We start from the raw sequence: 25007 nt of genomic DNA, 5'->3' as shown, positions 1-25007 counted from the left end.
GCGCTCCTGCGCCCTGTTCGGCACTCATGTGGGCCCAGGGCCGGCCGCCGGAGCACTCGACGGTCAGTCGATCCCGTGCTCGGCGAGCAGCTCGTGGAGCCGCTCTGCCGTGGTGCGCGCGAGCGCGCCGCCGGTGAACCGTTCGTCGGCGGTCACCTCGGCCAGGACGTCCAGGCCGAGGTCGTCCGGCCGCTCGCCGTCGACCCCGAGGTCGAGCTCGACGGTCACCAGGCCGCGCAGCTCGCCGCCGAAGACGTCGACGGCCAGGTGCCGCCCGTCCCCCGCCACGACGGTATGCCGTGTCTTCTCCAGCGTGTGAGCGGCCAGGACCTGCAGGGTGTCGTACTCCGCCAGGCTGAGGTACATCGTCGTGTGGGCGACGGTGGAGGGGGTGTCCGGGTCGACCCGCACCTTCTGCCCGAGCTTGAGGACGACCGGTCGCCCGTCCTCCTCGACCCGGCGCAGGCGCAGGCCGGTCCCGGGCAGGTAGCGGTCGGTGATCCGCCGCGTGCGCGCGACCGGCAGCGACCGGGGGACCGACGGCAGCAGGAACCGCAGCTCCCGCTCGACGTGGGCGTACTTCAGCGGCGCGGCGGAGGTGGGGGGCACGGCATACATCCTGCCGGTGGGGCGACCACTCAGAGTCAGACACCGCCACACGATCTTGACCAAATGCTGACATTGTTCGGCTCAGGTCTTTACCTTTGGTGCCGAGGCGCCGACTGCGCGCCTCAGGGGGCAGTGCGGGGCGGGGGCCCCGCACTGCGTGTCGCCGGGGGGCTGCATGGCACAGGCTGCGGGCCGATCCGGCCGGCGCGCTCGGGCGCGGACCGTCCGCGCCCCGGCCCGGCACCTCTGGCGGCTGCTGAGCTGGGCGGTGACCCTGGCCGCGACGGCCGTCATGCTGCTCAACGTCATCGGCGGGCACGTGCTGCACTACGGCCTGGCACCGGTGCTCAGCGCCAGCATGAGCCCGACGTTCGACCCCGGCGACGCGGTGCTCACCCGCGCTGTCGACGTGGCGTCGCTGCGTGCCGGGCAGGTCGCGGTGTTCGTGCCGCCCGGCCGCTCCGCCGCCTATGCGCACCGCGTCGTCGCCGTCGAGGGCGCGCCCGGGCACCTCACGATCACCACCAAGGGCGATGCCAACCCCTCCCCCGACCGCGACCGCTCGGTGCTGCCCGGGCCGCAGGTCGCGATCGTCATCGGTCACCTCCCGGCGGTCGGGTCGTGGCTGGTGAGGCTGCAGGACCCGGGATTCCGTGCCGGATTCAACGCCCTGATGGGCCTGACCTTCACCGCCGGAGGGCTCGGGTTGATCCTGCGCCGCCGTCCCGGCGCCCACCGTCCGTCGACCTCGTCCACCGACCCGTCGGCGCCTGCGCCCGATGCCCTCGAAGGAGTCCCACATGCTGTCTGACCGTCTCGCCGTGCTGCGCCGCGACCCGCGGCTCGTCGCGGCCACCGCCTTCGGCGCCGTCGGCCTCAGTGTCACCGCCATGGGTGTCTACGCCGGCCTCCAGGCCGAGGCCACCAAGGACCAGACGGTGACCGCGGGCAAGCTGGACCTGCAGCTGTCCGCGGCCACCCCCTCGGCGGGCTTCAGCACCGCCATCACGGGGCTCGCCCCCGGCGACACCGTGTACCGCTACGTCGACCTGACCGACGCCAGCACCATCGACGTCCAGAACCTCACGCTGAAGGTCAGCGACGGCGCCTCGGGCCAACCGCTGACGACGGGGACCACCACCGGGCTCAAGGCCGGCGTCGTCGAGTGCTCGGCGGCCTGGACGGTGGACACCAGCGCCAACGGTGGCCTGGGGACCGGGAGCTGCGGCGGCACCACCTCCACTCCGCTGGCGCTCGGCTGGGTCAGCAGCCTGTCCTCGGCGGCCACCCTCGGCGGGACCCAGGCCAAGGGCGGCACGCGCCACTTCCAGGTCGCGGTGACGCTCGTGGCGACGGAGACCACGACCAACGGGACACCTCCCACCGGCACCGTCCAGAACAGGTCGGCCAACCTGACCTGGACCTTCACGGAGGACCAGCGCACGGCCTCGACGACCCACGGCTGATCCGGGGAGCAGTGCCCGGGGCCTCCGGCACCAGGAGGGCGACCGCGACGACGGCCGCCCTCCTCGTGCTGCTCTCGTCGGGGGCGGGGCCGGCGCAGGCCTCGCTCACAGCGGCGGCGCACTCGAATGCGCAGAACGTCACCGCGGCCACGTGGTCCGCCGTGGCCACCCTCGGGTCCACGGCCCCGACGCAGGGTGGAGCCATGGTGGTCGACTTCGGCGTGCTGGGGCTCACGCCGCAGAGCTTCAGCGTCTTCAACACCGGCGGCCGCCGTCTCAACCGCGTGGGCATCAGGGTGTCCCAGTCGGGCACCGTCACCGTCGGGTCAGCCAAGGTCGAGTACTGCAGCGCCGGCTGGAGGGGGCTCCTCGGAGCGTGCGCCAACCCGGGAGGCCAGCCCGAGTTCACTGTCGACACCACGATGGGACTGAGGGAGTTCACGCCTCCCGGTGGTCTGGCGGTGGGCGCCTCGGTCACCCTGCGGATCAGTCCACCGACGGGCGCGGACGTGTCAGCGACGGTGTCGATCGAGGTCTCCAGCGCCCAGGTCGCCGCGGAGACCCGCCACGCGTGAGCACCCCTCAACCCGCGGGCTCGCAGATGACGAGGGGGATCTCGCGGCGGGCGTTGCGCTGGTAGCGGGCGTACCCGGCATACCGCGCCACGACCCGCGGCCAGAGGACGTCCCGCTCCTGCGGCGTCGCGGTCCGGGCGCGCATCCGCAGGACCGCTGCGCCCCGCTGCACGGTGACCTCGGGGTTCGCGCTCAGGTTGAGGTACCAGTCCGGGTGCCGCGGCGCACCACCGTTGGACGCCACGAGCACGAGCCGGTCACCGTCCGGCAGGACTCCCAGCGGCGTGGTCCGCGTCCGCCCGGTGCGCCGGCCCGTCGTGGTGAGCAGGACGTTCTCGACGGACCCCATCCGGGACCCGATCCGCCCACCGCTGAGGCGGTAGACCCGCGCGTGCAGCCCCGTGAAGAAGCGCTGCCCCTGCGTCATCAACCGCGCGGTCATCGACCGCCCCGTCAGCCGAGCCAATGCCGCACCTCCCGCTCCTCGGCCCGGGTCAGCGCCAGGTCGTAGACCTCCTCGGCCGCGTCGGCGAGCTGCCGCTCGGCCGACCACAGTGCCCCGCACACGAAGCCCTCCGGGCCCCGGGTGCCCGGGGCGGCCATCAGCTCCAGCAGGACCTCCTGGGCCTTGGCGCTGTCCTGGCGCTCGCCGAGCACCTCCTGGACGCTCTCCATCCGCTCGGCCAGGTCGGCGGCCGGCGCCCCCAGCACGGGGGCGCACAGCTCGGCGGCATACCGCGCGCGCTTGGCGCACTTGCGCACCTGGTGCAGCCGGTGCGCCCGCGCGTGCTCGGTCTCCGCCGCGTCGGCGCGGCGCGCAGCCCGGTCCATCCGGCGGCAGGCCCGCCGCACCAGGGTCGGCAGCACGGCCTCGGCCGGCCGGACCCCGTCCGGAGTGGGCGCCAAACCTCCGGCAAGCGGGACGAGCCGGTCCACCAGCCCGGTGTAGCGCTCAGTGCCTTGGGCGGTCCGCAGCTGCGCCAGCGCCGTCTGTGCCCGGGCGCCCAGCTCGGACTCGAGCCAGGACGCGCCGTCCGCGGCCACCACGTCGGCCAGCTCGGCGAGCATCGGCTGCCAGCGCAGGTGGAGCACCTGCACGTCCCGCCGGGCCCCGACCACGGCTCCCCACCAGCGCAGGTCCTCCAGCAGCGGGTCGAGGTCCGCGACCCCCAGCAGCCCGCCGAACGTCTTGAGCGTGGAGCGGATCCGCCGCGCCGCCACCCGCGTGTCATGGACCGCCTCGGGTGACCCGCGCACCAGCGACGACTCGAGCCGGCGAAGCACCGAGACCTGCACCGACAGGTAGTCGACGACCACCGAGGCCGCCGTCGGCGCGTCCGCGGCCAGGCTCATCAGGGGCCGCCGACCGACTCCCGCAACCACGCGGCATACGCGTCGCTGACCCGCGCGACGGGCACGGCGAGGATCTCCGGGGTGTCGTAGGGGTGCAGCTCGGTGACCCGCTCGACGAGCCGGTCGAAACGGTCCTCGGTCGTCTTGGCCAGGAGCAGCAGCTCGGCCGCACGCTCGACCCGACCCTCCCAGCGGTAGACCGACGTCACCCCCGGCACGACCTGCACGCACGCCGCCAGCCGCTCGGCCACGAGGGCCGCCGCGATGCGGTCGGCCTCGTCGGGGGCACCGACACTCACCCTCACCTCGAGCAGCTCGCTCACCCCACCACCGTATGCCGGGTCGCCGCCCCTCAGTGCTGCCGAAGGGCCCTGACCAGCTCGGCCTTGGTCATCCGTGAGCGCCCCTCGATGCCGATGATCCGGGCACGGTGGAGCAACTCGTCCTTGGTCCACTCCTCGTAGTCGCCGGCCTTGCCGCCCTTGCGCCCGACCGCGGAGCGGGAGCTGCCGGCCGCGGCGTTGGCGATCCGCGCCGACTTCTCCTTGCTGTTGCCCTCCTCCCGCAGCGCCTCGTAGAAGTCGGAGTCCTTCACGCTGGGGCCGGGATCCTTGCGACGCGGCATGGCGGTCACGCTCCTCGGGGCAGACGGTGTCCCCTCATGCCTACCCCTCGACGGCGCCGACCTCAACCGGAGACGGGCGGTCGAGCACGACGTGGACGACGACGGTGCCGGCCACCAGCAGCCCGTCCAGCATCGCGGTGAGCCCGGCGTCGAGACCGGCCACACCGACCAGGAGCAGCGCGCCCGCGCTGACCGCGGCGCGGACCGCGATCACCGGCGTCCCCGCGGCGCGCGCGTGGAGCAGGCCGAGCACCAGCAGGTATGCCGCGATGGCCGCTCCCAGCGTCAGCCCTGCCGCGCGCGTCCCGACGTGGGCGTCGTGGCGGGCGACGTCGGTGACGACGCCGAGGGCGGCCCCCACCGCCGCCACGGAGGCGAACACGGCGTAGTGCCCGTAGCCCCAGCCGAACGCCGAGCGGGGCGAGAGGCGCAGCGTGTCCTCGGCCGAGCGCTTGAAGTACAGCCACCACATGCCGAAGACGGTCAGCAGGCCGCCGACGGCGACGAGGAGCAGGGAGCCGGAGAGCCCGTGCTGGTCGACGGCGACCTGGATCGAGGTGGAGGAAGCCAGGATGACCTCTCCGAGCACGATGAGGGTGAACAGGCCGTAGCGCTCGGCGATGTGGCCGGGGTGCCACGGCGTGGCGCCGCCGACGCGCTCGGCCACCACCGGCACGGTCACCTCGAGTGCGACGAGGACCGGGAACGCCAGCAACGCCAACGATGCCGGCAGCAGCAGCCGGGCCAGCCACAGGACCTGGCACACGGCCACACCGCCGGCGAAGAGACGAGCCGTGCGGCGGCGCTCGGGGTGCTCCAGGCTGACCCGCCACCACTGCAGCACCAGCGGCACGCGCAGGATCGTGTAGCCGATGGTGACCAGCAGGTAGTCCCGTTGCTCGAACGCGGCGGGCACGCCGGCCGCCAGGACGAGCACGCCGGCCATCTGCCACAACGTGAGCAGGCGGTAGACCACGTCGTCGGTGTCGTACGCGGAGGCGAACCAGGTGAAGTTCATCCACGCCCACCAGATCGCGAAGAACACCATCAGGTAGCCGAGCAGGGCCGAGGCGGCGTGACCGTCGGCCAGCCCGTGGTGGAGCCGCGCCGCGGCGGCCGCCACGGCCACGACGAAGCACAGGTCGAACAGCAGCTCCAGCGGCGTCGAGGCCCGGTGCTCCTCGTCCTGGTCCCGCCCGGACATCGGCCGCCGCCACGGGACCCCGGCGCTCATGCTCACCCGCCGATCAAACCACCCGGGGCTCCCGGGACACCCACCCTCAGCGGAAGGCGTCGATGCCGGTGAGCGCCTTGCCGATCGCCAGGGTGTGGATCTCCTCGGTCCCCTCGTAGGTCAGGACCGACTCGAGGTTGTTGGCGTGCCGGATCACGGGGTACTCCAGCGAGATCCCGTTGGCGCCGAGGATCGTCCGGGCGGTGCGCGCGATGTCGATGGCAAGCCGCACGTTGTTGAGCTTGCCGACGCTGACCTGCTCCGGCGCCAGCTCGCCGCGCTCCTTCAGCCCCGACAGGTGGTGCGCCAGCAGCGAGCCGGTGCCGATCCGCACCGCCATCTCGGTCAGCTTGGCCTGCGTCAGCTGGAAGCCGGCGATCGGCCGGCCGAACTGCTGCCGCGTCCCGGCGTAGTCCAGGGCCGCCTCGAAGCACGCCCGGGCCGCGCCGAGCGCCCCCCAGATGATCCCGAACCGTGCCTCGGTGAGGCAGGACAGCGGCCCCTTGAGCCCGCGCACCCCGGGCAGCGCCGCGTCGGCCGGCAAGCGCACGCCGTCGAGCACGAGCTCGCCGGTGAGCGAGGCGCGCAGCGACATCTTGTGGTGGATCTCGTTGGCGGAGAACCCTTCCGTGGCGGTCGGCACGACGAACCCGCGTACCCCGGCCGGGTTGTCGTCATCGGCCTCGGCCTGCGCCCAGACCACGGCGACGTCGGCGATCGGCCCGTTGGTGATCCACATCTTGCGCCCGGTGAGCACCCAGTCGGAGCCGTCGCGCCTGGCCCGGGTCTGCATGTCACCGGGGTCGGAGCCGCGGTCGGGCTCGGTCAGCCCGAAGCACCCGACGGCCTCGCCGGCCGCCATCCGCGGCAGCCACTCCTGCTTCTGCTCCTCCGAGCCGTAGGCCCAGATGGGGAACATCGCCAGCGACCCCTGCACGGAGACGAAGCTGCGGATCCCCGAGTCGCCCGCCTCCAGCTCGCGGCAGGCCACGCCGTATGACGTGGCGCTGGTCCCGGCGCAGCCGTAGCCCGTCAGGTGCATGCCGAGCAGCCCCAGGCTGCCCAGCTCGGGGAACAGCTCCCGCGGCATCGTGGCGTCCTCGAACCACTGCCCCACGTCCGGCAGCACCCGCTTGCCGACGAACGCCCGCGTGGTGTCCCGCACCGCGCGCGCCTCCTCGTCGAGCAGCGCGTCCGTGGCGAGCAGGTCGAGCGGGTCGAGGGTGCGGGGTCGGCGCGGGGCGGTGCTGGAGGTCATGCGCCTCAGGCTAGGCCCGTCAGTCGACCGGCGCCTCGACCGCCGTGGCACGGCGGGCCGGCATCTGGTTGACGACCACCACAGTCATGCCCACGAGCATCACCGCGAGCCCGGCCACCGCCGTCACCGGCGGGGTCTGGTGCACGATCGCGGCCGCGAGCAGCGCGGCGCCCGGCACCTCCAGCAGCAGGGCGAGGGAGACCAGCAGCGGCCCCGTGGTGGCGACCAGGTGGTTGAAGACCGAGTGACCGAGCAGCTGCGCGGTGCCGGTGATGAGCAGCAGCAGCCCCCACTGGCCGAGCGGGTAGCCGCCCAGGTGCTGCCCGGTGAGCAGGCAGGCGATCGCCAGCAGCACGGCACAGGAGCCGTAGCAGACGAACGTGTAGGTCGTCGTCGTCGCCGACTGCCTGGCCTTTGACCCGATGACCGTGTAGGCCGCGGCGGCCACGCCCCCGACGAGCGCGAGGCCGTCACCGGCCAGCGCCCGGGGCGACAGGCTCAGGTCCACCCCGGAGACCACGAGCACCCCGGCGAAGGCCAGGGCCAGGCCGACCACGACCCTGCGGCCGAAGCGCTCGCCCCGCAGCAGCTGCCAGCACACGACCCACGCCAGCTGGAGGCAGACCATCGCGGTCGCCGAGGCGACGGAGGTCAGGGTCAGCGAGGTCACCCAGGTCGCGAAGTGCAGCGCGAGGGTCGCACCGGCGGCGAGGACGAGCCCGAGCCGACGACCGGTCAGGGCGCGGAGCTCGGGGCCCTGTCGGGTCATGGCCGTCGGGGCGATCACCGCCGTCGCGAACGCGTTGCGCCAGAAGGCGATCGCCAGTGGCGGCACCACGGCGGCGGCCATCAGGGGCCCGGACAGGGAGACCGCGACGACGCCGACGGCGAGCAGGAGCAGGGTGCGCACCCGGCGATTGTCGCCGCCCAGCGGAGGGGACGTGGACCGGCCCTGTCACCCATTCGGGTGATTGACGCGTCAGACGCGCCGACCGAACAGTGTCCGCATGCCGACGGACCGCCCTCTCGACGAGGACGAGCAGCGCACCTGGGGGGCGTTCGCCGCCCTCCTGGACCTGCTGCCCTCCGCCCTGGACGGCGAGCTGCACGACGCCGGGCTCACCCTGTTCTCCTACGGGCTGCTGGCCGCCCTGGCCGAGGCGCCCGCCCGCACGCTGCGGATGAGCGAGCTGGCGGACCGGGTGCACTCCTCTCCCTCCCGGCTCTCGCACATGGTGCGGCGGCTGGAGGACAAGGGCTGGGTGGAGCGCAGCCCCACGAGCGAGGACGGGCGCGGCAACCTCGCCCGGCTGACCGACTCGGGGCTGAGGACGGTGCGCCGGGCGACCACCCGGCATGTGGCAGCCGTCCGTTCCCTGGTGCTCGACCGGCTCGACCCGCGCCAGCGAGAGCAGCTGCACGCCCTCTCCTGCCGGCTGCTGGAGCAGTTCGACGTGGACGTGCCCGGCTGCGGGTGAGGCGACCACCCGTGCGGACGACGCTTCCGCTCCTCAGCGCAGGTGCAGGGGCGCCGCGTACGCCGTATCCGCGGCCGAGGCCGTGAGCACCCCGGTGCTGACCAGGCGGTCGAGGACGTGGCGCTGGCGCTGCTTGCCGGCGGCCAGGTGGGTCACGGGGTCGTAGGCCGAGGGCGCCTGCACCAGCCCGGCGAGCATGCTGGCCTGCGCCCACGACAGCTGCGAGGGCGCCAGCCCGAAGTAGCCGTGCGCCGCCTCGTCGAGGCCGTAGTAGCCGTGGCCGAAGTACACCTGCCCGAGGTACATCCGCAGCACCTGGTCCTTGGTCCACGTGCGGTCGAGCTTGAGCGCGACCACGACCTCCTCGGCCTGGGCGACGCGGTCGCGGCGCCCGCCGAACCACAGGTTCTTGGCCAGCTGCTGCTCCAGGCTCGCCCCGCCCACGTCGTTGCTGCCCACGGCCGTGGCCAGGCCCGCGCGCACCACGCTGAGCGGGTCCACCCCCGGGTCGGACCAGAAGCGGCTGTCCTCGGTGGCCACCAGGGCCTGCGCGACCCGGTCGGAGCGGGGCAGCACGCCCAGGTGCGGGGCGTGGTGCGCGACCTCGACGGCGCGCACCCGGGCCATCGCGTCCGCCACCCCGGGGGTGCGGACCCACAGGACGGCGAGGCCCGCAAGGAGCACGAGGACCACGGCGACCAGCAGCGCGCCGGCCCGCCTCAGCCACCGGAACCGGCGCCGCCGTCCCGGGCCACGGCGCACGCCCGCGGCGGCGGCGACAGGACTGGCCATGGGGTCACGGTAGGAACCCCGGCTGGGAGCGGGGTGGGTGCGCGCTGGGGGTATGCCGCGTGGCTGGGTCCCAGCCACCCGGCATACCAGGGGGTGGTGCAGTGCGGTCGGCGGCGGGTCAGTGGTGGGCGTGGACCACGGCGTGGCCCCGGCCGCGGGCGATGAGCGCGCGGTTGACCGGCACCGTCACCGCGAAGGCGACCACGAGCGAGGCCGCCAGGCTGCCCCAGAACAGCGCGTCGGCGAGGCCGGCGTCCATGGCTCCTGGCACGGCGAGCACGACCGCGTTGTCCATGAGCTCCATCGTCACGATCGAGAGGGTGTCGGCCGCCAGGGCCAGCTGCATCGACCGGCGCAGGCCCAGCCCGGCACGCAGCAGCGGCAGCAGGGTCAGGGAGTAGCCGAAGCCGAACGCCAGGACGACCGAGAGCACGATGCTCGCGGTGTTGCCCCAGCCCCACCAGGTCGCGAGGACCATGCCCAGGACCTCGCCGATGGCGCAGCCGGTGAGGCAGTGCAGGGTCGCCGCCACGGCCTGGCGGGTCAACGAGGTCGGCGCAGGGTGCGTGTGAGTGGTCATGAGGGGGTCAACACATACCCCCAGGGGGTATGTTCCCCTAGGACGGGAGGTGCTTGCTGGCGAACACGGCTGCCTGGGTGCGGCGCTCCAGGCCCAGCTTGGCCAGCAGCGCCGAGACGTAGTTCTTGATCGTCTTCTCCGCCAGGTGCATCCGCTCGCCGATCTGGCGGTTGGTCAGGCCCTCGCCGATGAGCTCCAGCAGCCGACGCTCCTGGTCGGTCAGCGGGGCCAGCGCCGCGTCCTTGGGCGGGCCCTGGCGCAGCCGCTCGAGCACCTGGTGGGTGACGCCGGGGTCGAGCAGCGACTGCCCGGCGGCCACCCGGCGAACGGCGTCGACGAGGTCGGTGCCGCCGACCTGCTTGAGCAGGTAGCCGGAGGCGCCGGCCATGATGGCGGCGAAGAGCGCCTCGTCGTCGTCGTAGGACGTCAGGATCAGCACCGCGATCTCGGGGTGGCGCGAGCGGATCTCGCGGCAGACGTCGACGCCGGAGCCGTCGGGCAGGCGGCCGTCGAGCAGGGCCACGTGCGGGCGCAGGGCCGGGATGCGGCGGGCGGCCTCCGCGGCCAGACCCGACTCCCCGACGACCTCGATGTCACCCCCGCCCTCCAGCAGCTCCTTGAGCCCCCGACGGACGACCTCGTGGTCGTCGAGCACGAAGACACGGATCGGCTCAGCGGCCCCACCTGACACGGTCATGGTCCGAAGCATCACGCACCGCGGGCCGCCAGACAATGCGAACGCGGGGATCGGGACCCTCGCCGGTCACGTTCGGGACCAAGGACCCGACAGGCAGTGTCCAACGGGGGTGACGTCGTCGAGCTCCCGTGGCGCAGGGTCGGGACAGGGCCCCTTCCGGGGCGGTTCCGAAGGTGGAGGTCGTCATGGAGCGCCAACAGGTCCTCGTGGGCGTCGACGAGAGCGCCAGCTCCGCGGCCGCGCTGCGCTGGGCGGCGGAGTTCGCCACGCTGACCGGCGCCACCCTGCGCGTGGTCCACACCTGGGGGCTGCCCGCCGGGCTGGTGCTGACGGCCAGCGACCCCTACCTCGTGGCCGCCATGACCGATGCCCGCGCCCGGGCCACCCGCTTCGTCCAGGACACCCTCGGCCCCGACGTCGGGCACACCCCGTGGGTGCTCGAGGTCGACGAAGGGCGCCCCGGCCCCGCCCTGACCCGGCGCTCCCAGGACGCGACCCTTCTCGTCGTGGGCACCGGGGACCACGTCGGCGTCCGCCGCCTGCTGGAGGGCTCGGTCAGCCACTACTGCCTCACGCACGCCGTGTGCCCCGTCGTCGCGGTCCCGGCCGAGGAGACCGTCCCGGCCTAGGAGCGGTTTAGGCCCAGGGCGCTGTCACTCCCGGGAACGGGTGCCTCGCGGCGGCGTTGCTCCTATGGTGGTCGGACCACCGCGCCGCAGGAGGAGGCCCCCGATCGCCGCACAGCTGCCCGACGCCGCCGAGAGCCGGCCGGCCGCGCCCGACGACCGCGCCGGCGGCGAGCCCCTGACGTTCCCCTCCGTGGCCCGGCTCGAGCTGGACCAGCTGCTCGAGCAGCTCGTCGAGCGGGCTCAGGAGGTGATGCGCACCCAGGACCGGATGCAGGGCCTCCTGCGCGCCCTCCAGTCGATCGTCAGCGACCTCGACCTGACCAGCCTGCTGCAGCGGATCGTCAACGAGGCCCGCACGCTCATCGGGGCGCAGTACGCCGCCCTCGGCGTGGTCGGGCAGGACAGCACCCTGGTGGAGTTCGTCCACTCGGGGATGGACGCGGACACCGTGGAGCGGATCGGGTCACTGCCGACCGGGCGGGGCATCCTCGGCCAGCTGATCTCCGACCCCCGCCCGCTCCGGCTGAGCACGCTGGCCGCCCACGACAGCTCCTCGGGATTCCCGCCGAACCACCCGCCGATGACGTCCTTCCTCGGGGTCCCGGTGCGCGTCGGCGGCCACGTCTTCGGCAACCTCTACCTCACCGAGAAGGTCGGCGGGAGCGAGTTCACCGCCGAGGACGAGGAGCTGGCGCAGTCCCTCGCCGCCGCGGCCGCCGCCGCCATCGACAACGCCCGGCTCTTCGAGGCCGTCTCCCGGCGGGAGCAGTGGCTGCACGCCTCACGGTCCATCACGAACTCCCTGCTGGGTGTCCTGGACCGCACCGAGGCGCTGCTCCTGGTGGCGCGCTCGGTCCGCGCCGCCGCGGGCGCCGACTTCGCCGGCGTCGTGGTGCCGGAGGGCGGGGAGCTGGTCGTCGCGGCAGCCGACGGCCTGGCCGGGGAGACCCTCGTCGGCGAGCGGGTGCCCGCCGAGGCCTCCGCCACCGGGCGGACCATGCGCAGCGGCGCCCCGGTCATCCTGGAGGACCTGCAGGCGGAGCAGGGCGCCCACGGGCCGGTCCGGTCGCTCGGCATCGGCCCGCTCGCGGCGGTCCCTTTGTCGACGGCCGAGGGAGTCCTCGGGGTCCTCACGGTGGGCAACCTGCCCGGCGGCCGCCGGTTCACCCCCGAGGACGTCGAGCTCGTCAGCGACTTCGCCTCGCAGGCCGCGCTGGTGCTGACCCTGGCCGCGACGCAGGCCGCGGCCAAGGAGCACGAGATGGCCGAGGAGCGGGCCAAGATCGCCCGCGACCTGCACGACCACGCGATCCAGGGGATCTTCGCGGTGGGCCTGGGGCTCAACGGGATGGCCACGCGCGCGGCGCCGGAGGAGGCGACACGCCTCATGGAGCTCGTCGACCGGCTCGACGACGCCATCAAGGCCATCCGCAACAGCATCTTCACGCTCCAGACGCGCCCGACGAGCGCTCCCACGCTGCGCGCCAAGCTGACGATGCTCGTGATGCAGGGCGGCGAGACGCTCGGGTTCACCCCCCGGCTGCACACCTCCGGCCCGATCGACACCGTGGTGCCGCCGGAGGTCGGGGCCGACCTGGAGGCCGTCCTGCGGGAGGCGCTGTCCAACGTCGCACGGCACGCCGAGGCCCGCAGCGTCACCGTCACCGTCAGCGCCGGCCGCGAGGTCAGCCTCGAGGTGCGCGACGACGGCCGGGGCCTCGGCACCCCCGAGCGCTCCAGCGGCCTGGCCAACATGAAGGCCCGCGCCGAGGCCCACGGCGGCAGCTGCGAGATCGGCCCGGGCCCGGAGTCCGGCACGGTCGTGCGCTGGGTCGTGCCCCTCATCCCCGGCTGACCCGGCTCACCGCCCCGTGATCGCGGCCGGCCGCCTCATCGCAGCCGGCCGCCTCATCGCAGCCGGCCGCCTTATCGCAGCCGGCCGCCTCATCGCAGCTGGTCGCGGCGGCGGGTCAGGTAGGCGGTCTCGGCGGTGTTGCCCGCCAGCTCGATGGCCGTGTCGTAGGCCGCGCGTGACTGCTGACTGCGGCCCAGCCGGCGCAGCAGGTCGGCGCGGGTGGCGTGGTAGGCGTGGTAGCCGGCCAAGGCGTCCTCGAGGCGGTCGACGGCGGCCAGGGCCACCTCGGGGCCGTCGAGCTCGGCGACGGCGACCGCCCGGTTGAGGACGACGATCGGCGAGGGGTCGAGGCGGACGAGCTGGTCGTAGAGGGCGACGACCTGCGACCAGTCGGTGTCGCGCACGTCGCGGGCGGAGGTGTGCACGGCGTTGATGGCGGCGAGGACCTGGTAGCGACCCGGCGCCACCCCGGCGGCCAGCCGCTCGCGCACCAGCCGGTGCCCCTCGGCGAGCATCGCCGCGTCCCAGGCACCCCGGTCCTGCTCGGCGAGGGCGACCAGCTCGCCGCCCGGCGAGACCCGGGCGGTGCGGCGGGCCTCGGTGAGGAGCATCAGCGCCAGCAGCCCGGCCACCTCGCCGTCCTCCGGCAGGAGCGCGCGGATCAGGCGCGTGAGCCGGATCGCCTCGGCCGTCAGCTCGTGCCGCACGGGGTCGGTGCCGGGGCCGCTCGCCAGGTAGCCCTCGTTGAAGACCAGGAAGAGGACGGCGAGCACTCCGGAGACGCGCGCCCGCAGGTCCTCCGCAGACGGCACCCGCCAGGGGATGCGAGCCGCCTTGATCTTGGCCTTCGCGCGGGTGATCCGCTGCCCCACGGTGGTCTCCTGCACCAGGAAGGCGCGGGCGATCTCGGGCACGGTCAGGCCGCCGACCATGCGCAGCGTCAGCGCGACGCGGGCCTCCATCGCGAGCGCCGGGTGGCAGCAGGTGAAGATCAGCCGGAGCCGCTCGTCCTCGATGGCGCCGCGCGGCCCCGGTGGCTCGTCGTCGTGGAGCACCTGAGCCTCCTTCTGCTTGTCGTCGCGCTTGTGCTCGCGCCGGATCCGGTCGATGGCCTTGCGGGTGGCGGTCGTGGTCAGCCAGGCGCCCGGGTTGGGAGGGACCCCGTCGGCCGGCCAGCGCTCGACGGCGGTCGCGAACGCCTCGGCCGACGCCTCCTCGGCGATGTCGAGGTCACCGAAACGCCGGGCCAGGGAGGCGACCACCCGGGCCCACTCCTCGCGGTGGGCGGTGGCGAGCGCCTCCCTGGCCGCGTCGCCGCTCACAGGAACGGTCGCACCTCGATCTTGCGGTTGCAGGCCCTCGAGCCCTCGGTGGCGAGCCGGATCGCCACGTCGAGGTCCGCGGCGTCGATGATCCAGAAGCCGGCGAGGTACTCCTTCGACTCCAGGAAGGGGCCGTCGGTGATGACCGCCTCCTCGCCCCGGTTGTCGATGACGGTGGCCGGGTCAGGCGACCCGAGGCCACCGGCGAAGACCCAGTGGCCGTCGGCCCGGAGCCGGTCGTTGAACGCGTCGATGGCGGCGTCCTCCTTCGGGGTGGCCGGGCCGGTGCCGTCGTCGATCACGGAAACCAGGTACTGCATCGGGATCATCTCCTGTGGTCCAGGGCGCCCCGCCTGGGCGCCGCTCACCCCTGCTACGAACGGCTCTGCCCCGATCCGACACCCCTCTGCGGTTTCGTTCAAGCACTTCAGGCACAACCGTGGCCGGGCCGTTGGGCCGCAAGGACTGAGGACCTAGGTCCATCGGGACCGGGGTCCGGCGACCCTGAACCGGCCGAGGGTCCCTGCCGGATGGTTGAACTGCCAACAACGGCAGAGAAACCATCGGGCCGACCGGCCCGGGCAAGGAGACGTAGCCATGCGACGCAAGACGTTTGACGCGCTGCTGACCACCGTGGGGCTCATCGTCGCGGCGATGCTCCTGGTCGCAGGCGGCCTGCTCACCTGGGCCCACTCGTTCGTCCAGACCGAGGTCACCAGCCAGCTCAGCGCCCAGAAGATCTACTTCCCGAAGGCGGGCAGCGAGTCGCTCAACGACCCGGCCGTCAAGCCCTGGCTGAGCCAGTACGCCGGGCAGCAGCTGACCAACGGCGCCCAGGCCAAGGTCTACGCCGACCACTTCATCGCCGTGCACCTCAACGAGATGACCGGCGGCCAGACCTACGCCCAGCTCAGCGGCAAGTCGCTGGCCAACCCCACCGACACCAAGCTGGCCGGCCAGGTCCAGACCGTGTTCCGTGGCGAGACCCTGCGCGGCCTGCTGCTCAACGCCTACGCGTTCTGGCAGATGGGCCAGATCGCCCTGGTCGGCGCCGTGGTCTCCTTCGTCGCCGCCGGGCTGCTGCTGGTGATGAGCCTGCTGGGCTTCATGCACCTGCGGCGGGTCCCCGCGACCGAGCAACTGCACGTCGGTGAGGGCCGGCACGTGCCGGCACCCGCCACCGCCTGACCCCTCGGGCACCCCACGCCGGGTCCAGCTCCTCAGGCGCTGGACCCGGCGCCGTGCCTTCCCCCCCACCTCTCCCGGAAGCGGAGCCGGCCATGACCACCCACCCCAGCCACACCCCCACCCCTCTCGCGACGACCGCCCCGACGGTGGTGGCCGGCATGGTCCCCCACGGCGACCCGCGCGACGTCGCCCGCGCAGCCGTGGCCGAAGCCGGGCGCCGCGGCTGCCGCGTCACCTTCGTCCAGGTCCTCCCCCCGGGCCTGGACGCCGCCGAGCGCGCCGACGCCGACGACCTGACCTTCCGCGCCGCGGTGGAGGCGCTGCGCGGGCGGGGCCGGGTGTCCTTCAGCTTCGAGGCGGCCGACGGCGACGCGGCCGAGGTCCTGCTCGACCGCAGCCGCGGGGCGCAGGCCCTCGTCGTCGGCGAGGACGTCGCCGGCGCCACCGTCGCCCGCGACTGTGCGCAGCGCGCGGCCTGCGACGTGGTCGTCGTCCCCCGCCGTCCCGAGCGCGGCTGACCGCCCGCAACCACAGCCACCGGTATGCCGCGTGCCCACCCGGGCACGCGGCATACCGCTGTCAGTGGCGGGGCGTCGGGAAGCCCTCCGTGGCAACACCTGCCGCGGCGGCGATCGCGCCGACGCGGTCGGCGGCGCCGGTGGCGAGGCGGCGCACCGGGACGAACATCACCGCTCGCCCCTCCTGGTGCAGCATCAGGTAGCCGGAGGTCAGCCTCACGCGGGCGAAGGACGCCCAGCCCAGCAGCGCCTCATGGCCCGGCTGCTCGATGCGCACCCCGTCCGCCGAGATGGACCACGAGCCCGGGGGCACGGAGGCCGCCTGCCGTCGCGGCAGCTGGAAGGCCACCTTCCAGGCGAAGAACAGCAGCAGCGCCGCGATGGCGGCGAGCCGCACCGCGTCGCTCATGTGCATGCTGGCGAGCACGAACCACAGGGCCAGCACGAACATCACGACGCCGGGGGCGACCCGGCCCCCGTTGAGCCGCACCATCGCCCCACGCACCTCGGCGAGGGTGAACGACGAGGTGTCGACCCGCACCGCCGCGACGTCGCCCACGGGCTGGATCCCCGTCATGGAGGTGACCTCGTCCTGCACTTCGCCACCGGCACTGTCGGTGATCGGTGTCCCGGTCTCCACGGTCCCCCTCGGGCGTCCTCGTGTGACATGTGTGCCGGCGGTCCGGTCGCGGCCGCGCCAGACCCTAGTGGGGCCACCTGAGGCCGGGCACACCGGAGTGAGCACCGCCTCACACCGGGAGGCACCCGGGACACTTGCGCGGGTTACCGGCCGGTAGCATCATGGAAGTTACCCGCCGGTAACAGGCGGGCTCCCCTTTCGGCCATCCCCTGGCCACTGATGCGAGCAGCGGAGGACCCACCGATGGGCCACTACAAGAGCAACCTGCGCGACCTCGAGTTCAACCTGTTCGAGGTGTTCAACCGCCAGGAGATCCTGGGCAGCGGCCCGTACGCCGAGGTCGACCAGGACACGGCGAAGGAGATCCTGCACGAGGTGGGCCGGCTGGCCGAGAACGAGCTGGCCGAGAGCCTGCTCGACTCCGACCGCACGCCTCCGGTGTTCAACCCCGAGGACAACACGGTCAAGCTGCCGGAGTCCTTCAAGAAGTCCTACAAGGCCTACCTGGACGCCGAGTGGTGGCGCCTGGACGTCCCCGGTGAGCTCGGCGGCACGGTCATCCCGCCGTCGCTGCGCTGGGCCGTCGCCGAGCTCGTCCTCGGCTCCAACCCCGCCGTGCACATGTACTCCGCCGGCTTCGCCTTCGCCACCGTGCTGTGGCATCTGGGCACCGACGACCAGAAGAAGCTGGCCAAGCACCTGGTCGACAACAAGTGGGGCTCGACGATGGTGCTCACCGAGCCCGACGCCGGCTCGGACGTCGGCGCCGGCCGCACCAAGGCCGTCCAGAACGAGGACGGCACCTGGAACATCACCGGCGTGAAGCGCTTCATCACCTCCGCCGAGGCCGACATCTACGACAACGTCGTGCACTTCGTGCTGGCCCGCCCCGAGGGCGCCGGCGCCGGCACCAAGGGCCTGTCGCTGTTCATCGTCCCCAAGTACCACGTCGACCTCGAGACCGGTGAGCTCGGCGAGCGCAACGGCGCCTACGTCACCAACGTCGAGCACAAGATGGGCCTGAAGGTCTCCACCACGTGCGAGGTGCGCTTCGGCGAGAAGGAGCCGGCCGTCGGCACCCTGCTCGGCGAGGTCCACGACGGCATCGCCCAGATGTTCCGCATCATCGAGTTCGCCCGGATGATGGTCGGCACCAAGGCGATCGCGACCCTGTCGACCGGCTACCTCAACGCCCGCGACTACGCCAAGGAGCGCGTCCAGGGCGCCGACCTGACCCAGATGACGGACAAGGCCGCGCCGCGCGTGACGATCACGCACCACCCGGACGTGCGCCGCTCGCTGATGCTCCAGAAGGCCTATGCCGAGGGCCTGCGCGCGCTGGTCATCTACACCGCCAGCCAGCAGGACATCGTCAACCAGGCCCAGCTGGGCAGCGGCACCGACGAGCTGGAGAAGGACTCCCCGGCCGCGATGGCCAACCGGGTCAACGACCTGCTCCTGCCGCTCGTCAAGGGCGTCGGCTCCGAGCGGGCGTGGGTGCTGCTGGGCACCGAGTCGCTGCAGACCTTCGGCGGCTCCGGCTTCCTGCAGGACTACCCGATCGAGCAGTACGTCCGCGACGCCAAGATCGACACCCTCTACGAGGGCACCACCGCGATCCAGGGCCTGGACTTCTTCTTCCGCAAGATCATCCGCGACAAGGGCCAAGCGCTCGGCTACGTCGCCATGCAGATCCAGGAGTTCGCCAAGAACCTCGGCGCCACCGACGGCGCGCTCGACACCGAGCGCGAGCTGCTCGGCAAGGCCCTCGAGGACGTGCAGGGCATCCTCGGCTACATGGTCGGCGAGCTGATGAAGTCCGACCCGCGCCAGGACGGCGGCGACGTCGCCAACCTCTACAAGGTCGGCCAGAACACCACGCGTCTCCTGCTCGCCGCCGGTGACCTCGTCGTCGGCTGGCTGCTGCTGCGCCAGGCCGAGATCGCCAAGGCCGCCCTGGCCGATGGCGCGTCCGGCAAGGACAAGTCCTTCTACGAGGGCAAGGTCGCCGCGGCGTCCTTCTTCGCCCGCACCGTCCTGCCCAAGATCGCGGCCGAGCGCCAGATCGCCGAGGCCACGGACAACTCCCTGATGGACGTCGCCGAGGACGCGTTCTAAGGGGTCACGACCACCCGGCATACCGCAGGGGTGCTGTCGGGTGACCTGGACCGATGGAGGGCCGGCGCACAGGGGTGCCGGCCCTCCATCGTGTCCGCCTAGGACACGTGGCGGGTGGCGCCGAGCTCCTCGAACCTGATGTCCACGGTGGGAGCCGGGTGGGCGGCCCGGAAGCGGGTCACACCGGCGGGCAGCACGCCCACGGTGGCGGCGATCGTGACGATTGTGGCCAGGTCCGGCACGTGCCAGACCACCTCGGTCTGCTCCGGGACGGCCGGCACGGGGTCGGTGAGTCGGGCGTAGGGCCCGGCCTGGTAGCAGGCAGCGACCCGCCGGTAGGCCTCGACCAGGGCGGCCGGGCTGTCGTCGCAGGCGTGCACGCCGACCTCGCGGTGGACGGTCCGGATCGAGGCCACGACTGGCCCCGGTCGCGCGCTCGAGGCGTCGGCGAGGTCGGCCAGGCAGGCGCGGGCCGGCTCCTCGACGACCGCGTGGGTCCAGCCGGTCAGCGCCAGCCCCGCCGACGCCGGCACGACCACCGCCGCGATCCGGGGGACGCCGAGCTGCCTCAGCGCGGTCGTGCGGTGGGCCCCGTCGAGCAGGAACATGCCGTGCTCGGTGGGGGTGACCAGGACCGGCTCGCGCTGCCGCCGCTCGGCTGCGAGCACGGCGACGAGCGCCTCGATGCGGGCGGGCTCGACCTCCTCGTGGAGCAGCAGCTCCGTGGGGTCGAGGTGCACCAGCGTCGGCTCGTCCTGCACTGCCGGGTCCTTTCGTCCTGGGCACACGCCCGGGGCGGGACACTACCGCGCCGGCGCCGGCCCCCGCCCCCTCCACGCACCCCACCGGCGCACCTGGTGACCCCTCGGGTCACCCGGTGCGACGCAGAGCCCCAGCCCGGGAGTGGTCCGCAGACACAGGTATGCCGCGGGGCCGGCTCCCAGCGCTGGGAGCCGGCCCCGCGGCATACAAGGTGGTGCGGTCAGCGAGTGGTGCGGTCAGCGCTCCTCGGGCGGGACACCCGTCTCGCGGTGCTCGACCACCGCCGTGTGCGAGGTGTTGGCGCGCTGCTGGTTCATGACCAGCGCGAGGATGACGGCGAGGGCGCCGGCCCCCATGAAGATGTAGCCGACCATCGTCAGGTCGACGGCGGACCAGTTGTCGCGGATCGCGAAGCTCATGACCGCTCCGACGACCAGCAGGAAGATCCCCAGGCCGATGCCCATGCACGTCCTCCTTCATCAGGACCGGCGACCGGGTGTCGCGGGCCCGTCACAGGCCTCGGACGATACGCCCGGGTGACCCCGAGCGGGGGGATGCGCGCGTCCCCGCGCACCCGGGCGCGCAGTGGGTGAGGATGGGCGGGTGCCCCCCACGCCAGGCGAGTCCGTCGACGCCGTCGTGATCGGCGCCGGCCACCACGGGCTGGTCGCCGCCGCCGTGCTGGCCGACGCCGGCTGGGACGTCCTCGTGCTCGAGGCGCGGGACCGGGTCGGGGGCGCCGTCGGCTCGGTGGAGCGCGACGGCTGGGTGATGGACGAGTTCAGCGCCTGTCACCCGCTCGCCGCGGCCTCCCCGGTCCTGGCCGCCCTGGCGCTGGAGGAGGTCGGGCTGTCCTGGGCTCGGGCCGAGCGGGTGCTCGCTCACGCGGGGTCCCCGGAGGACCCCGAGGGGGCGCTGCTGCACGCCGACCCCTCCCGGACCGCAGCCTGGCTCGACGACGAGCACCGGGGCGACGGTGATGCATGGCTGCGGCTGGTCGAGGACTGGTCGCGTGTCCGGGGGCCGTTCCTCGACACGCTGCTCACTCGCTGGCCACCCCTGGCGCCGGGGGCCCGGCTGGCGTCGACACTGGGGCGCGACCTGCCACGGTTCGCGCGGTTCCTGACGCTGCCGGTGACGCGGATGGGCGAGGAGCTGTTCGCCGGCGAGCGGGGCCGGATGCTGCTGGCGGGCAACGCGATGCACGCCGACATCGCGCCGTCCTCGCTGGGCAGCGGGATGTTCGGCTGGGTCATGAGCATGCTCGCCCAGGACGTCGGGTTCCCTTCTCCCGTGGGGGGTTCCGGGCGGCTGGCCGAGGCGCTGGCCGAGCGGGCCCGCCGGTGCGGGGCCCGCATCGAGGTGGGTCAGGCGGTTGCCCGGGTGGACGTGCGTGGGGGGCGGGCGGGGGCCGTGCTGACGGACGGCGGGCGGTGGGTCCGCGCCCGCCGGGCGGTCATCGCCGACACCAGCGCGCCGGCGCTGTACGAGCGGCTGCTGCCAGAGGCGGTGGTGCCGCGGCGCGTGCGCGAGGACCTGCGCCGTCGGTTCGCGTGGGACCTGCCGACGGTCAAGCTCAACTACCGTCTCGGCGGGCCGATGCCGTGGACGGCGTCCGCCGCGCGCGGCGCAGGGGTGGTGCACGTCGGGGCCGACGGCGCGGGACTGGTGCAGTGGTCGGCGGACCTCGACGCCGGGCGGGTGCCCGAGCAGCCGTTCGCACTGGTGGGGCAGATGTCGACGATCGACCCCACCCGCTCGCCCGCGGGCACCGAGGCGCTCTGGCTCTACACGCACCTGCCCCGCGGCGTGCACGACTCCGCGAGCGCCGACCGGCTGGTTGGGCACAGCGAGGCGATGCTCGACCGGTTCGCGCCGGGCTGGCGCGACCTGGTGCTGGACCGCTGGGTGCAGCGACCCGGGGACCTGGAGGCGGCCGACGCCAACCTGGGCACCGGCGCCGTCGGGGGCGGCACGCAGCAACCGTTCCAGCAGCTGGTGTTCCGACCGGTCACCGGGCTCGGCGGACCCCGCACCGCCATCGAGGGGCTCTACCTCGGCAGCGCCGCAATCCACCCCGGCGGCGGGGTGCACGGCGCCTGCGGCTACCTCGCCGCCCGGTGTGCGCTCGCCGACAACCAGTGGTGGGGCGCACCACGGCGACGGCTCGCGCTGGCCGCGCTGCACGGCATACAGGGCAAGCCCGGCAGCTGAAGCCCCCTGCCCGGGTTGCCGGCCGAGGGCCCGGCACCGCAGCCCACCCAGTCCCTGTCTCGCCGAGGTCGACCACACCTCACACCTCCCGCAACCCGGAGGTGTGCTCTTCGTCGACCTCAGCTGGCGGGTCTGATCTGAGCCCGATTGAGGGCGCGGACTCTCCCGCGAGCTGCTCCTTGGGCTTGAACGTCGTCGCATCACCTGTCAGTGGTCGAACATATGTTTGATTCATGCATCAGGGGGATCGTCGACAGGGGGCCGCGGCCAGCGGGTCCGGCGGCGTGCCCGGGTCTGGTGAGCTGACAGGGTCTGGTGAGCTGACAGGGTCTGGCGACGAGCTCACGGCCTTGGGTGCGCGGGCCTCGAGTGTGCCGGCCGCTGGGGCTGGGGACTCGGCGTCGGTGCCGGTGGCCTCGTTCGCCGAGCGGTTTGGGGCGGTTGATGCCGCCGCAGGGTCGTTGGCCGGGCTGGTCGAGGTCGTCCACCAGTGCCAGGGGTCGGACCTGGGACCGGCGTTGCAGCGCCTGGACGCGTTGCGGCAACTGGTCGAGGCGGCGCAGGTGACGGTGCTGGCCGAGGCGGTGGAGCGCGGTGAGGTGACCGCGACGCATGCCTCGGCGTCGGCGTGGGTGCTGGAGTGGGCGCCGTCGTACCGGTGCGGCGGGGTCAAGGACCTGGTCACCGTGGCCACCGCGTGCACCGGACGGCCGGTCGCAGCCGGGCACGTGATCGACCACGGGTCGGTGCAGCGGCTGCGGTCGTGCGTGCTGTCCGGGCGGGTCGGGGTGCGTGGCGCGGCGGTGGCGCTGGCCGAGATGCACAAGCTTGGTCCGCGCCTGACCCCGGCGGCGGTCCCGACGGTGTGGGAGGGGTTCCTCCACCTGGCCGCGACCGAGGGGCCGTCGGGGGTGCGGGGGTTGCGGGAGCGGCTCATCGCCGAGCACGGCCGCGAGGGTGAGTTCCAGGTGAGGCAGGACCGTTTGAAGCACGGGGTGAGCCTGTCCCAGCCCCGCAGCGACGACGGGATGGTGGAGTACCTGCTGCGGTTGGACCCCGAGGGCGCGAGCGTGCTGGAGGCGGCAATCGGGCCGCTGTCCGCCCCGCAACCCACCGACGGGGTCAGTGACTTGCGGAGCTCGGACCAACGGCGCGGGGATGCGCTGGTGGCGGTGTGTCGCAGGTCGGCCGCCGCCGCGGAAGGGGTGCCGGCGCAGGCGAAGGCGTTGTTGTTCCTGACGATGGACTTCGAGAGCCTGAAGAGGTCGTGCGGCGTGGCGAGCACCACCGGCGCCGGCACCGGAGCCGGGACGGTGCTGGGCAACGAGGTCCTGATCGCGCCGGAGACGGTGCGCCGGATCGCCTGCGACGCCGCGATCATCCCGATGGTCCTGGGCAGCAAGGGAGAGATCCTGGACCAGGGCCGGACCAAGCGCCTGTTCACCCCGGCACAGCTCGCCCACCTGTGGAAACGCGACGGCGGGTGCACCATCCCCGGCTGCCAGGCCCCACCGTGGTGGTGCGACGGGCACCACGTCACCCACTGGGCCGACGGCGGACCCACCGACGTGCGCAACGCCGCCCTGCTCTGCGGCCGACACCACACCCTGGCCCACCAGAAGGGCTGGACCGCCACCGTCACCGACACCCGCGTCACCTGGCACCTCTAGGGCGCCCGCCCCGCCCCCGGCCGGAGACGGCCGGGCCAGTGGTATGCCAGCTCCCGCGCGACCCCAGGGCCGGCGACGTGTCAGCGGGCAGTCACAGGGGCCGGCGACGCGTCAGCGGACAGTCACAGGGGCGGCGACGCGTCAGCGGACATTCACAAAGGCCGGTGGCGACCCTCCGCGATGAGGGCGAGGCGCTGCAGCGTCTCTCCGTTGCGCGGCCCGATGGCGAGCTGGCGCAGCGGGCGCGGGACCCAGGTGGCAGGGCCGGCGACGGCATCCTCGCGCATCTCGATCCGCGTCCCGTCGCCCTCCGCCATCAGCTCCAGCTCGACGAACGCCTCCCCGACCGGACGACTGCGCGCCTGGAGCCGGATGAGGTGGCCGGGCTCGGCCCGGGTGACGACGGTCTCGTCGCTGAGCAGCAGCGGCCACGAGCCGACCGAGTGGTGGATGCGCGAGCCCTCGGCCGGCCAGTCGGGCTCGACGTCACGGATCCGGGAGGCGCCCACCACCCAGGCGGCATAGGTCCAGCCGTCGGCGATGACCGCCCAGACGTCCTCGGGGCTGGCGCTGGTGTGGCGCGTCACGGTGATCACAGGGAACCTCCTGGTCGGGCCGTGCCCCCAGTCTCACCGGGATCGGCTCCTCGCGCCCGTCGTGGTGCACCCTCAGGCGGCCGGGCGGCCGCACCGTGACCATGGGGTCTCCTCAGCAGCGAGCCGTCGCTCGAGAGCGGTCCAGTCATCCGTCCTCGGGTCGAGGGACGCCGATGAACCGCCGGAGAGCAGCGCCGCCCTCGACCACGACCGGCTGCTCCGGACGAACGAGGCGGTCGCGCGTGAGGATGAACTTGTGGTGCTCGGCCGCGGCATCGTCGCGCAGCTCCAGCTTCGTGCCGTTGGCGACGTAGCCGACCTTGCGGCTCACTGCTGCCGAGGCCGGGTTGTCGGCATAGGCGCCGCTGGTGACGGCATGGGCGTCGAGCTCGTCGAAGAGGAACGCGCAGATCGCCTGCCGCATCAGCGTGCCCAGGCCTCGCCCCTGGGCGGCGCGGGTGAGCCAGGAGAAGGTGTCCGGGGTGCGGAGGACCGGGTATCGCACGGCCTCAGCCCCCTGGACCCCCACGATCCGCCCATCGAGCCGCACGACGAGCGGAAGTCCCCAGTCATCGGAGGGCAGAGTCGCCCGGTGCTTCCAGTAGCGACTCGCGAGGTCCCGACCCAGCTCCACGGCGGGGAGCCCGGCCCAGGCCCGCGGGAACGGCCGGAGGTCGTCCGCGTGAATCCCGTCCGCGGCAGCGGCAACGAGGTCGGGCAGGTCCTCGTCCCGCATCGCGCGAAGGCTGAGCGGGCCGCAGGTGATCGACAGGCCGAACGGTGGCCACAGGTCCTCGAGGGTCAGCACGGGGAGTCAGGCTTCCGGCC

The 25007-nt window shown here is 73.5% G+C and carries 29 protein-coding genes; 11 read left to right on the top strand and 18 right to left on the bottom strand.

The window, feature by feature from the left end; genetic code table 11:
* Positions 1 to 63 precede the first annotated feature (63 nt).
* Positions 64 to 609 carry a hypothetical protein gene (locus AC3ANM_RS11820; protein WP_488284611.1) on the bottom strand — a complete coding sequence of 182 codons (546 nt, stop codon included), beginning with the start codon at positions 607 to 609 and terminating at the stop codon, positions 64 to 66.
* 175 nt (positions 610 to 784) lie between these two features.
* Here AC3ANM_RS11820 and AC3ANM_RS11815 point away from each other — a divergent pair, with 175 nt between their 5' ends.
* Genes AC3ANM_RS11815 through AC3ANM_RS11805 form a run of 3 tightly spaced genes read left to right on the top strand, consistent with a single transcriptional unit; the run spans position 785 to position 2650 of the window.
* Positions 785 to 1420, top strand: coding sequence for a signal peptidase I (locus AC3ANM_RS11815; RefSeq protein WP_488284610.1), 636 nt, complete (start codon positions 785 to 787; stop codon positions 1418 to 1420).
* On the top strand, positions 1410 to 2075 hold the full coding sequence (locus AC3ANM_RS11810) for a TasA family protein (protein ID WP_488284609.1): 666 nt from the start codon (positions 1410 to 1412) through the stop codon (positions 2073 to 2075). Before AC3ANM_RS11815 ends, AC3ANM_RS11810 begins: the two co-directional genes overlap by 11 nt.
* 11 nt (positions 2076 to 2086) lie before the next feature.
* The gene (locus AC3ANM_RS11805; RefSeq protein WP_488284608.1) at positions 2087 to 2650 is read left to right on the top strand and encodes a hypothetical protein; all 564 of its coding nucleotides are present in this window, start codon (positions 2087 to 2089) and stop codon (positions 2648 to 2650) included.
* Positions 2651 to 2657: 7 nt separating this feature from the next.
* Here AC3ANM_RS11805 and AC3ANM_RS11800 read toward each other — a convergent pair whose 3' ends face one another.
* The 7 genes from AC3ANM_RS11800 to AC3ANM_RS11770 are packed head-to-tail and all read right to left on the bottom strand — an operon-like array spanning position 2658 to position 8030.
* Positions 2658 to 3092, bottom strand: a complete 435-nt coding sequence (locus tag AC3ANM_RS11800; protein WP_488284607.1) for a nitroreductase/quinone reductase family protein — start codon at positions 3090 to 3092, stop codon at positions 2658 to 2660.
* Positions 3093 to 3103: 11 nt separating this feature from the next.
* Positions 3104 to 4003 carry a CHAD domain-containing protein gene (locus AC3ANM_RS11795; protein ID WP_488284606.1) on the bottom strand — a complete coding sequence of 300 codons (900 nt, stop codon included), beginning with the start codon at positions 4001 to 4003 and terminating at the stop codon, positions 3104 to 3106.
* A complete protein-coding gene (gene cutA / locus AC3ANM_RS11790) occupies positions 4003 to 4326 on the bottom strand; it encodes a divalent-cation tolerance protein CutA (RefSeq protein ID WP_488284605.1) in 324 nt (107 codons plus the stop codon). Before cutA ends, AC3ANM_RS11795 begins: the two co-directional genes overlap by 1 nt.
* A 29-nt stretch (positions 4327 to 4355) precedes the next feature.
* Entirely contained in the window at positions 4356 to 4628 is a 273-nt protein-coding gene (locus tag AC3ANM_RS11785; RefSeq protein ID WP_488284604.1) for a DUF7218 family protein, read from the bottom strand.
* A gap of 40 nt (positions 4629 to 4668) precedes the next feature.
* Positions 4669 to 5862, bottom strand: coding sequence for a low temperature requirement protein A (locus AC3ANM_RS11780; RefSeq protein WP_488287949.1), 1194 nt, complete (start codon positions 5860 to 5862; stop codon positions 4669 to 4671).
* Between the two features lie 46 nt (positions 5863 to 5908).
* On the bottom strand, positions 5909 to 7120 hold the full coding sequence (locus AC3ANM_RS11775; RefSeq protein WP_488284603.1) for an acyl-CoA dehydrogenase family protein: 1212 nt from the start codon (positions 7118 to 7120) through the stop codon (positions 5909 to 5911).
* Positions 7121 to 7139: 19 nt separating this feature from the next.
* The gene (locus tag AC3ANM_RS11770) at positions 7140 to 8030 is read right to left on the bottom strand and encodes a DMT family transporter (protein ID WP_488284602.1); all 891 of its coding nucleotides are present in this window, start codon (positions 8028 to 8030) and stop codon (positions 7140 to 7142) included.
* Positions 8031 to 8127: 97 nt separating this feature from the next.
* On the opposite strand from AC3ANM_RS11770, the gene AC3ANM_RS11765 reads away from it, so the two are divergent.
* On the top strand, positions 8128 to 8598 hold the full coding sequence (locus AC3ANM_RS11765) for a MarR family winged helix-turn-helix transcriptional regulator (protein WP_488284601.1): 471 nt from the start codon (positions 8128 to 8130) through the stop codon (positions 8596 to 8598).
* A 33-nt stretch (positions 8599 to 8631) separates the two neighbouring features.
* On the opposite strand, the gene AC3ANM_RS11760 is transcribed toward AC3ANM_RS11765, so the two are convergent.
* The 3 genes from AC3ANM_RS11760 to AC3ANM_RS11750 all read right to left on the bottom strand — a co-directional run bounded on the left by AC3ANM_RS11760 (position 8632) and on the right by AC3ANM_RS11750 (position 10667).
* On the bottom strand, positions 8632 to 9390 hold the full coding sequence (locus tag AC3ANM_RS11760; protein ID WP_488284600.1) for a biosynthetic peptidoglycan transglycosylase: 759 nt from the start codon (positions 9388 to 9390) through the stop codon (positions 8632 to 8634).
* 118 nt (positions 9391 to 9508) lie between these two features.
* A complete protein-coding gene (locus AC3ANM_RS11755) occupies positions 9509 to 9970 on the bottom strand; it encodes a DUF4396 domain-containing protein (RefSeq protein ID WP_488284599.1) in 462 nt (153 codons plus the stop codon).
* Positions 9971 to 10007: 37 nt separating this feature from the next.
* Positions 10008 to 10667: a response regulator gene (locus AC3ANM_RS11750; RefSeq protein ID WP_488284598.1), complete on the bottom strand. Its 660-nt coding sequence runs from the start codon at positions 10665 to 10667 to the stop codon at positions 10008 to 10010.
* 185 nt (positions 10668 to 10852) lie between these two features.
* Here AC3ANM_RS11750 and AC3ANM_RS11745 point away from each other — a divergent pair, with 185 nt between their 5' ends.
* Together AC3ANM_RS11745 and AC3ANM_RS11740 are read left to right on the top strand one after the other, a co-directional pair.
* Positions 10853 to 11296, top strand: a complete 444-nt coding sequence (locus tag AC3ANM_RS11745) for a universal stress protein (RefSeq protein ID WP_488284597.1) — start codon at positions 10853 to 10855, stop codon at positions 11294 to 11296.
* Between the two features lie 64 nt (positions 11297 to 11360).
* Positions 11361 to 13151: a GAF domain-containing sensor histidine kinase gene (locus AC3ANM_RS11740; RefSeq protein WP_488284596.1), complete on the top strand. Its 1791-nt coding sequence runs from the start codon at positions 11361 to 11363 to the stop codon at positions 13149 to 13151.
* Between the two features lie 89 nt (positions 13152 to 13240).
* Here AC3ANM_RS11740 and AC3ANM_RS11735 read toward each other — a convergent pair whose 3' ends face one another.
* Complete coding sequence (locus AC3ANM_RS11735; RefSeq protein WP_488284595.1) at positions 13241 to 14473, bottom strand: RNA polymerase sigma factor; 1233 nt, start codon at positions 14471 to 14473, stop codon at positions 13241 to 13243.
* Positions 14470 to 14793, bottom strand: a complete 324-nt coding sequence (locus AC3ANM_RS11730; RefSeq protein WP_488284594.1) for a YciI family protein — start codon at positions 14791 to 14793, stop codon at positions 14470 to 14472. Before AC3ANM_RS11730 ends, AC3ANM_RS11735 begins: the two co-directional genes overlap by 4 nt.
* 277 nt (positions 14794 to 15070) lie before the next feature.
* Here AC3ANM_RS11730 and AC3ANM_RS11725 point away from each other — a divergent pair, with 277 nt between their 5' ends.
* On the top strand, positions 15071 to 15661 hold the full coding sequence (locus AC3ANM_RS11725; RefSeq protein WP_488284593.1) for a hypothetical protein: 591 nt from the start codon (positions 15071 to 15073) through the stop codon (positions 15659 to 15661).
* A gap of 92 nt (positions 15662 to 15753) precedes the next feature.
* On the top strand, positions 15754 to 16179 hold the full coding sequence (locus AC3ANM_RS11720; RefSeq protein ID WP_488284592.1) for a hypothetical protein: 426 nt from the start codon (positions 15754 to 15756) through the stop codon (positions 16177 to 16179).
* A gap of 61 nt (positions 16180 to 16240) precedes the next feature.
* Here AC3ANM_RS11720 and AC3ANM_RS11715 read toward each other — a convergent pair whose 3' ends face one another.
* Positions 16241 to 16756, bottom strand: coding sequence for a YcxB family protein (locus AC3ANM_RS11715; RefSeq protein WP_488284591.1), 516 nt, complete (start codon positions 16754 to 16756; stop codon positions 16241 to 16243).
* A gap of 306 nt (positions 16757 to 17062) precedes the next feature.
* On the opposite strand from AC3ANM_RS11715, the gene AC3ANM_RS11710 reads away from it, so the two are divergent.
* Complete coding sequence (locus tag AC3ANM_RS11710; protein ID WP_488284590.1) at positions 17063 to 18937, top strand: acyl-CoA dehydrogenase; 1875 nt, start codon at positions 17063 to 17065, stop codon at positions 18935 to 18937.
* A 98-nt stretch (positions 18938 to 19035) separates the two neighbouring features.
* Here AC3ANM_RS11710 and AC3ANM_RS11705 read toward each other — a convergent pair whose 3' ends face one another.
* On the bottom strand, positions 19036 to 19698 hold the full coding sequence (locus AC3ANM_RS11705; protein ID WP_488284589.1) for a ParB N-terminal domain-containing protein: 663 nt from the start codon (positions 19696 to 19698) through the stop codon (positions 19036 to 19038).
* 237 nt (positions 19699 to 19935) lie between these two features.
* A complete protein-coding gene (locus AC3ANM_RS11700) occupies positions 19936 to 20163 on the bottom strand; it encodes a DUF6458 family protein (protein ID WP_488284588.1) in 228 nt (75 codons plus the stop codon).
* Between the two features lie 139 nt (positions 20164 to 20302).
* Between AC3ANM_RS11700 and AC3ANM_RS11695 the strand changes: the two genes are divergently transcribed.
* Both AC3ANM_RS11695 and AC3ANM_RS11690 read left to right on the top strand, forming a co-directional pair.
* Positions 20303 to 21913 carry a phytoene desaturase family protein gene (locus AC3ANM_RS11695; RefSeq protein ID WP_488284587.1) on the top strand — a complete coding sequence of 537 codons (1611 nt, stop codon included), beginning with the start codon at positions 20303 to 20305 and terminating at the stop codon, positions 21911 to 21913.
* A 404-nt stretch (positions 21914 to 22317) separates the two neighbouring features.
* Positions 22318 to 23583: an HNH endonuclease signature motif containing protein gene (locus AC3ANM_RS11690; RefSeq protein WP_488284586.1), complete on the top strand. Its 1266-nt coding sequence runs from the start codon at positions 22318 to 22320 to the stop codon at positions 23581 to 23583.
* Positions 23584 to 23735: 152 nt separating this feature from the next.
* Here AC3ANM_RS11690 and AC3ANM_RS11685 read toward each other — a convergent pair whose 3' ends face one another.
* A complete protein-coding gene (locus tag AC3ANM_RS11685; RefSeq protein ID WP_488284585.1) occupies positions 23736 to 24179 on the bottom strand; it encodes an SRPBCC family protein in 444 nt (147 codons plus the stop codon).
* 145 nt (positions 24180 to 24324) lie between these two features.
* Positions 24325 to 24987, bottom strand: a complete 663-nt coding sequence (locus tag AC3ANM_RS11680; RefSeq protein WP_488284584.1) for a GNAT family N-acetyltransferase — start codon at positions 24985 to 24987, stop codon at positions 24325 to 24327.
* Between the last annotated feature and the right edge of the window lie 20 nt (positions 24988 to 25007).

The sequence above is a fragment of the Oryzihumus sp. JJN4-3R genome, assembly GCF_057747915.1.
Note: the sequence above shows the minus strand (reverse complement) of the source record. Positions and strands in the feature narration are given on the sequence as shown.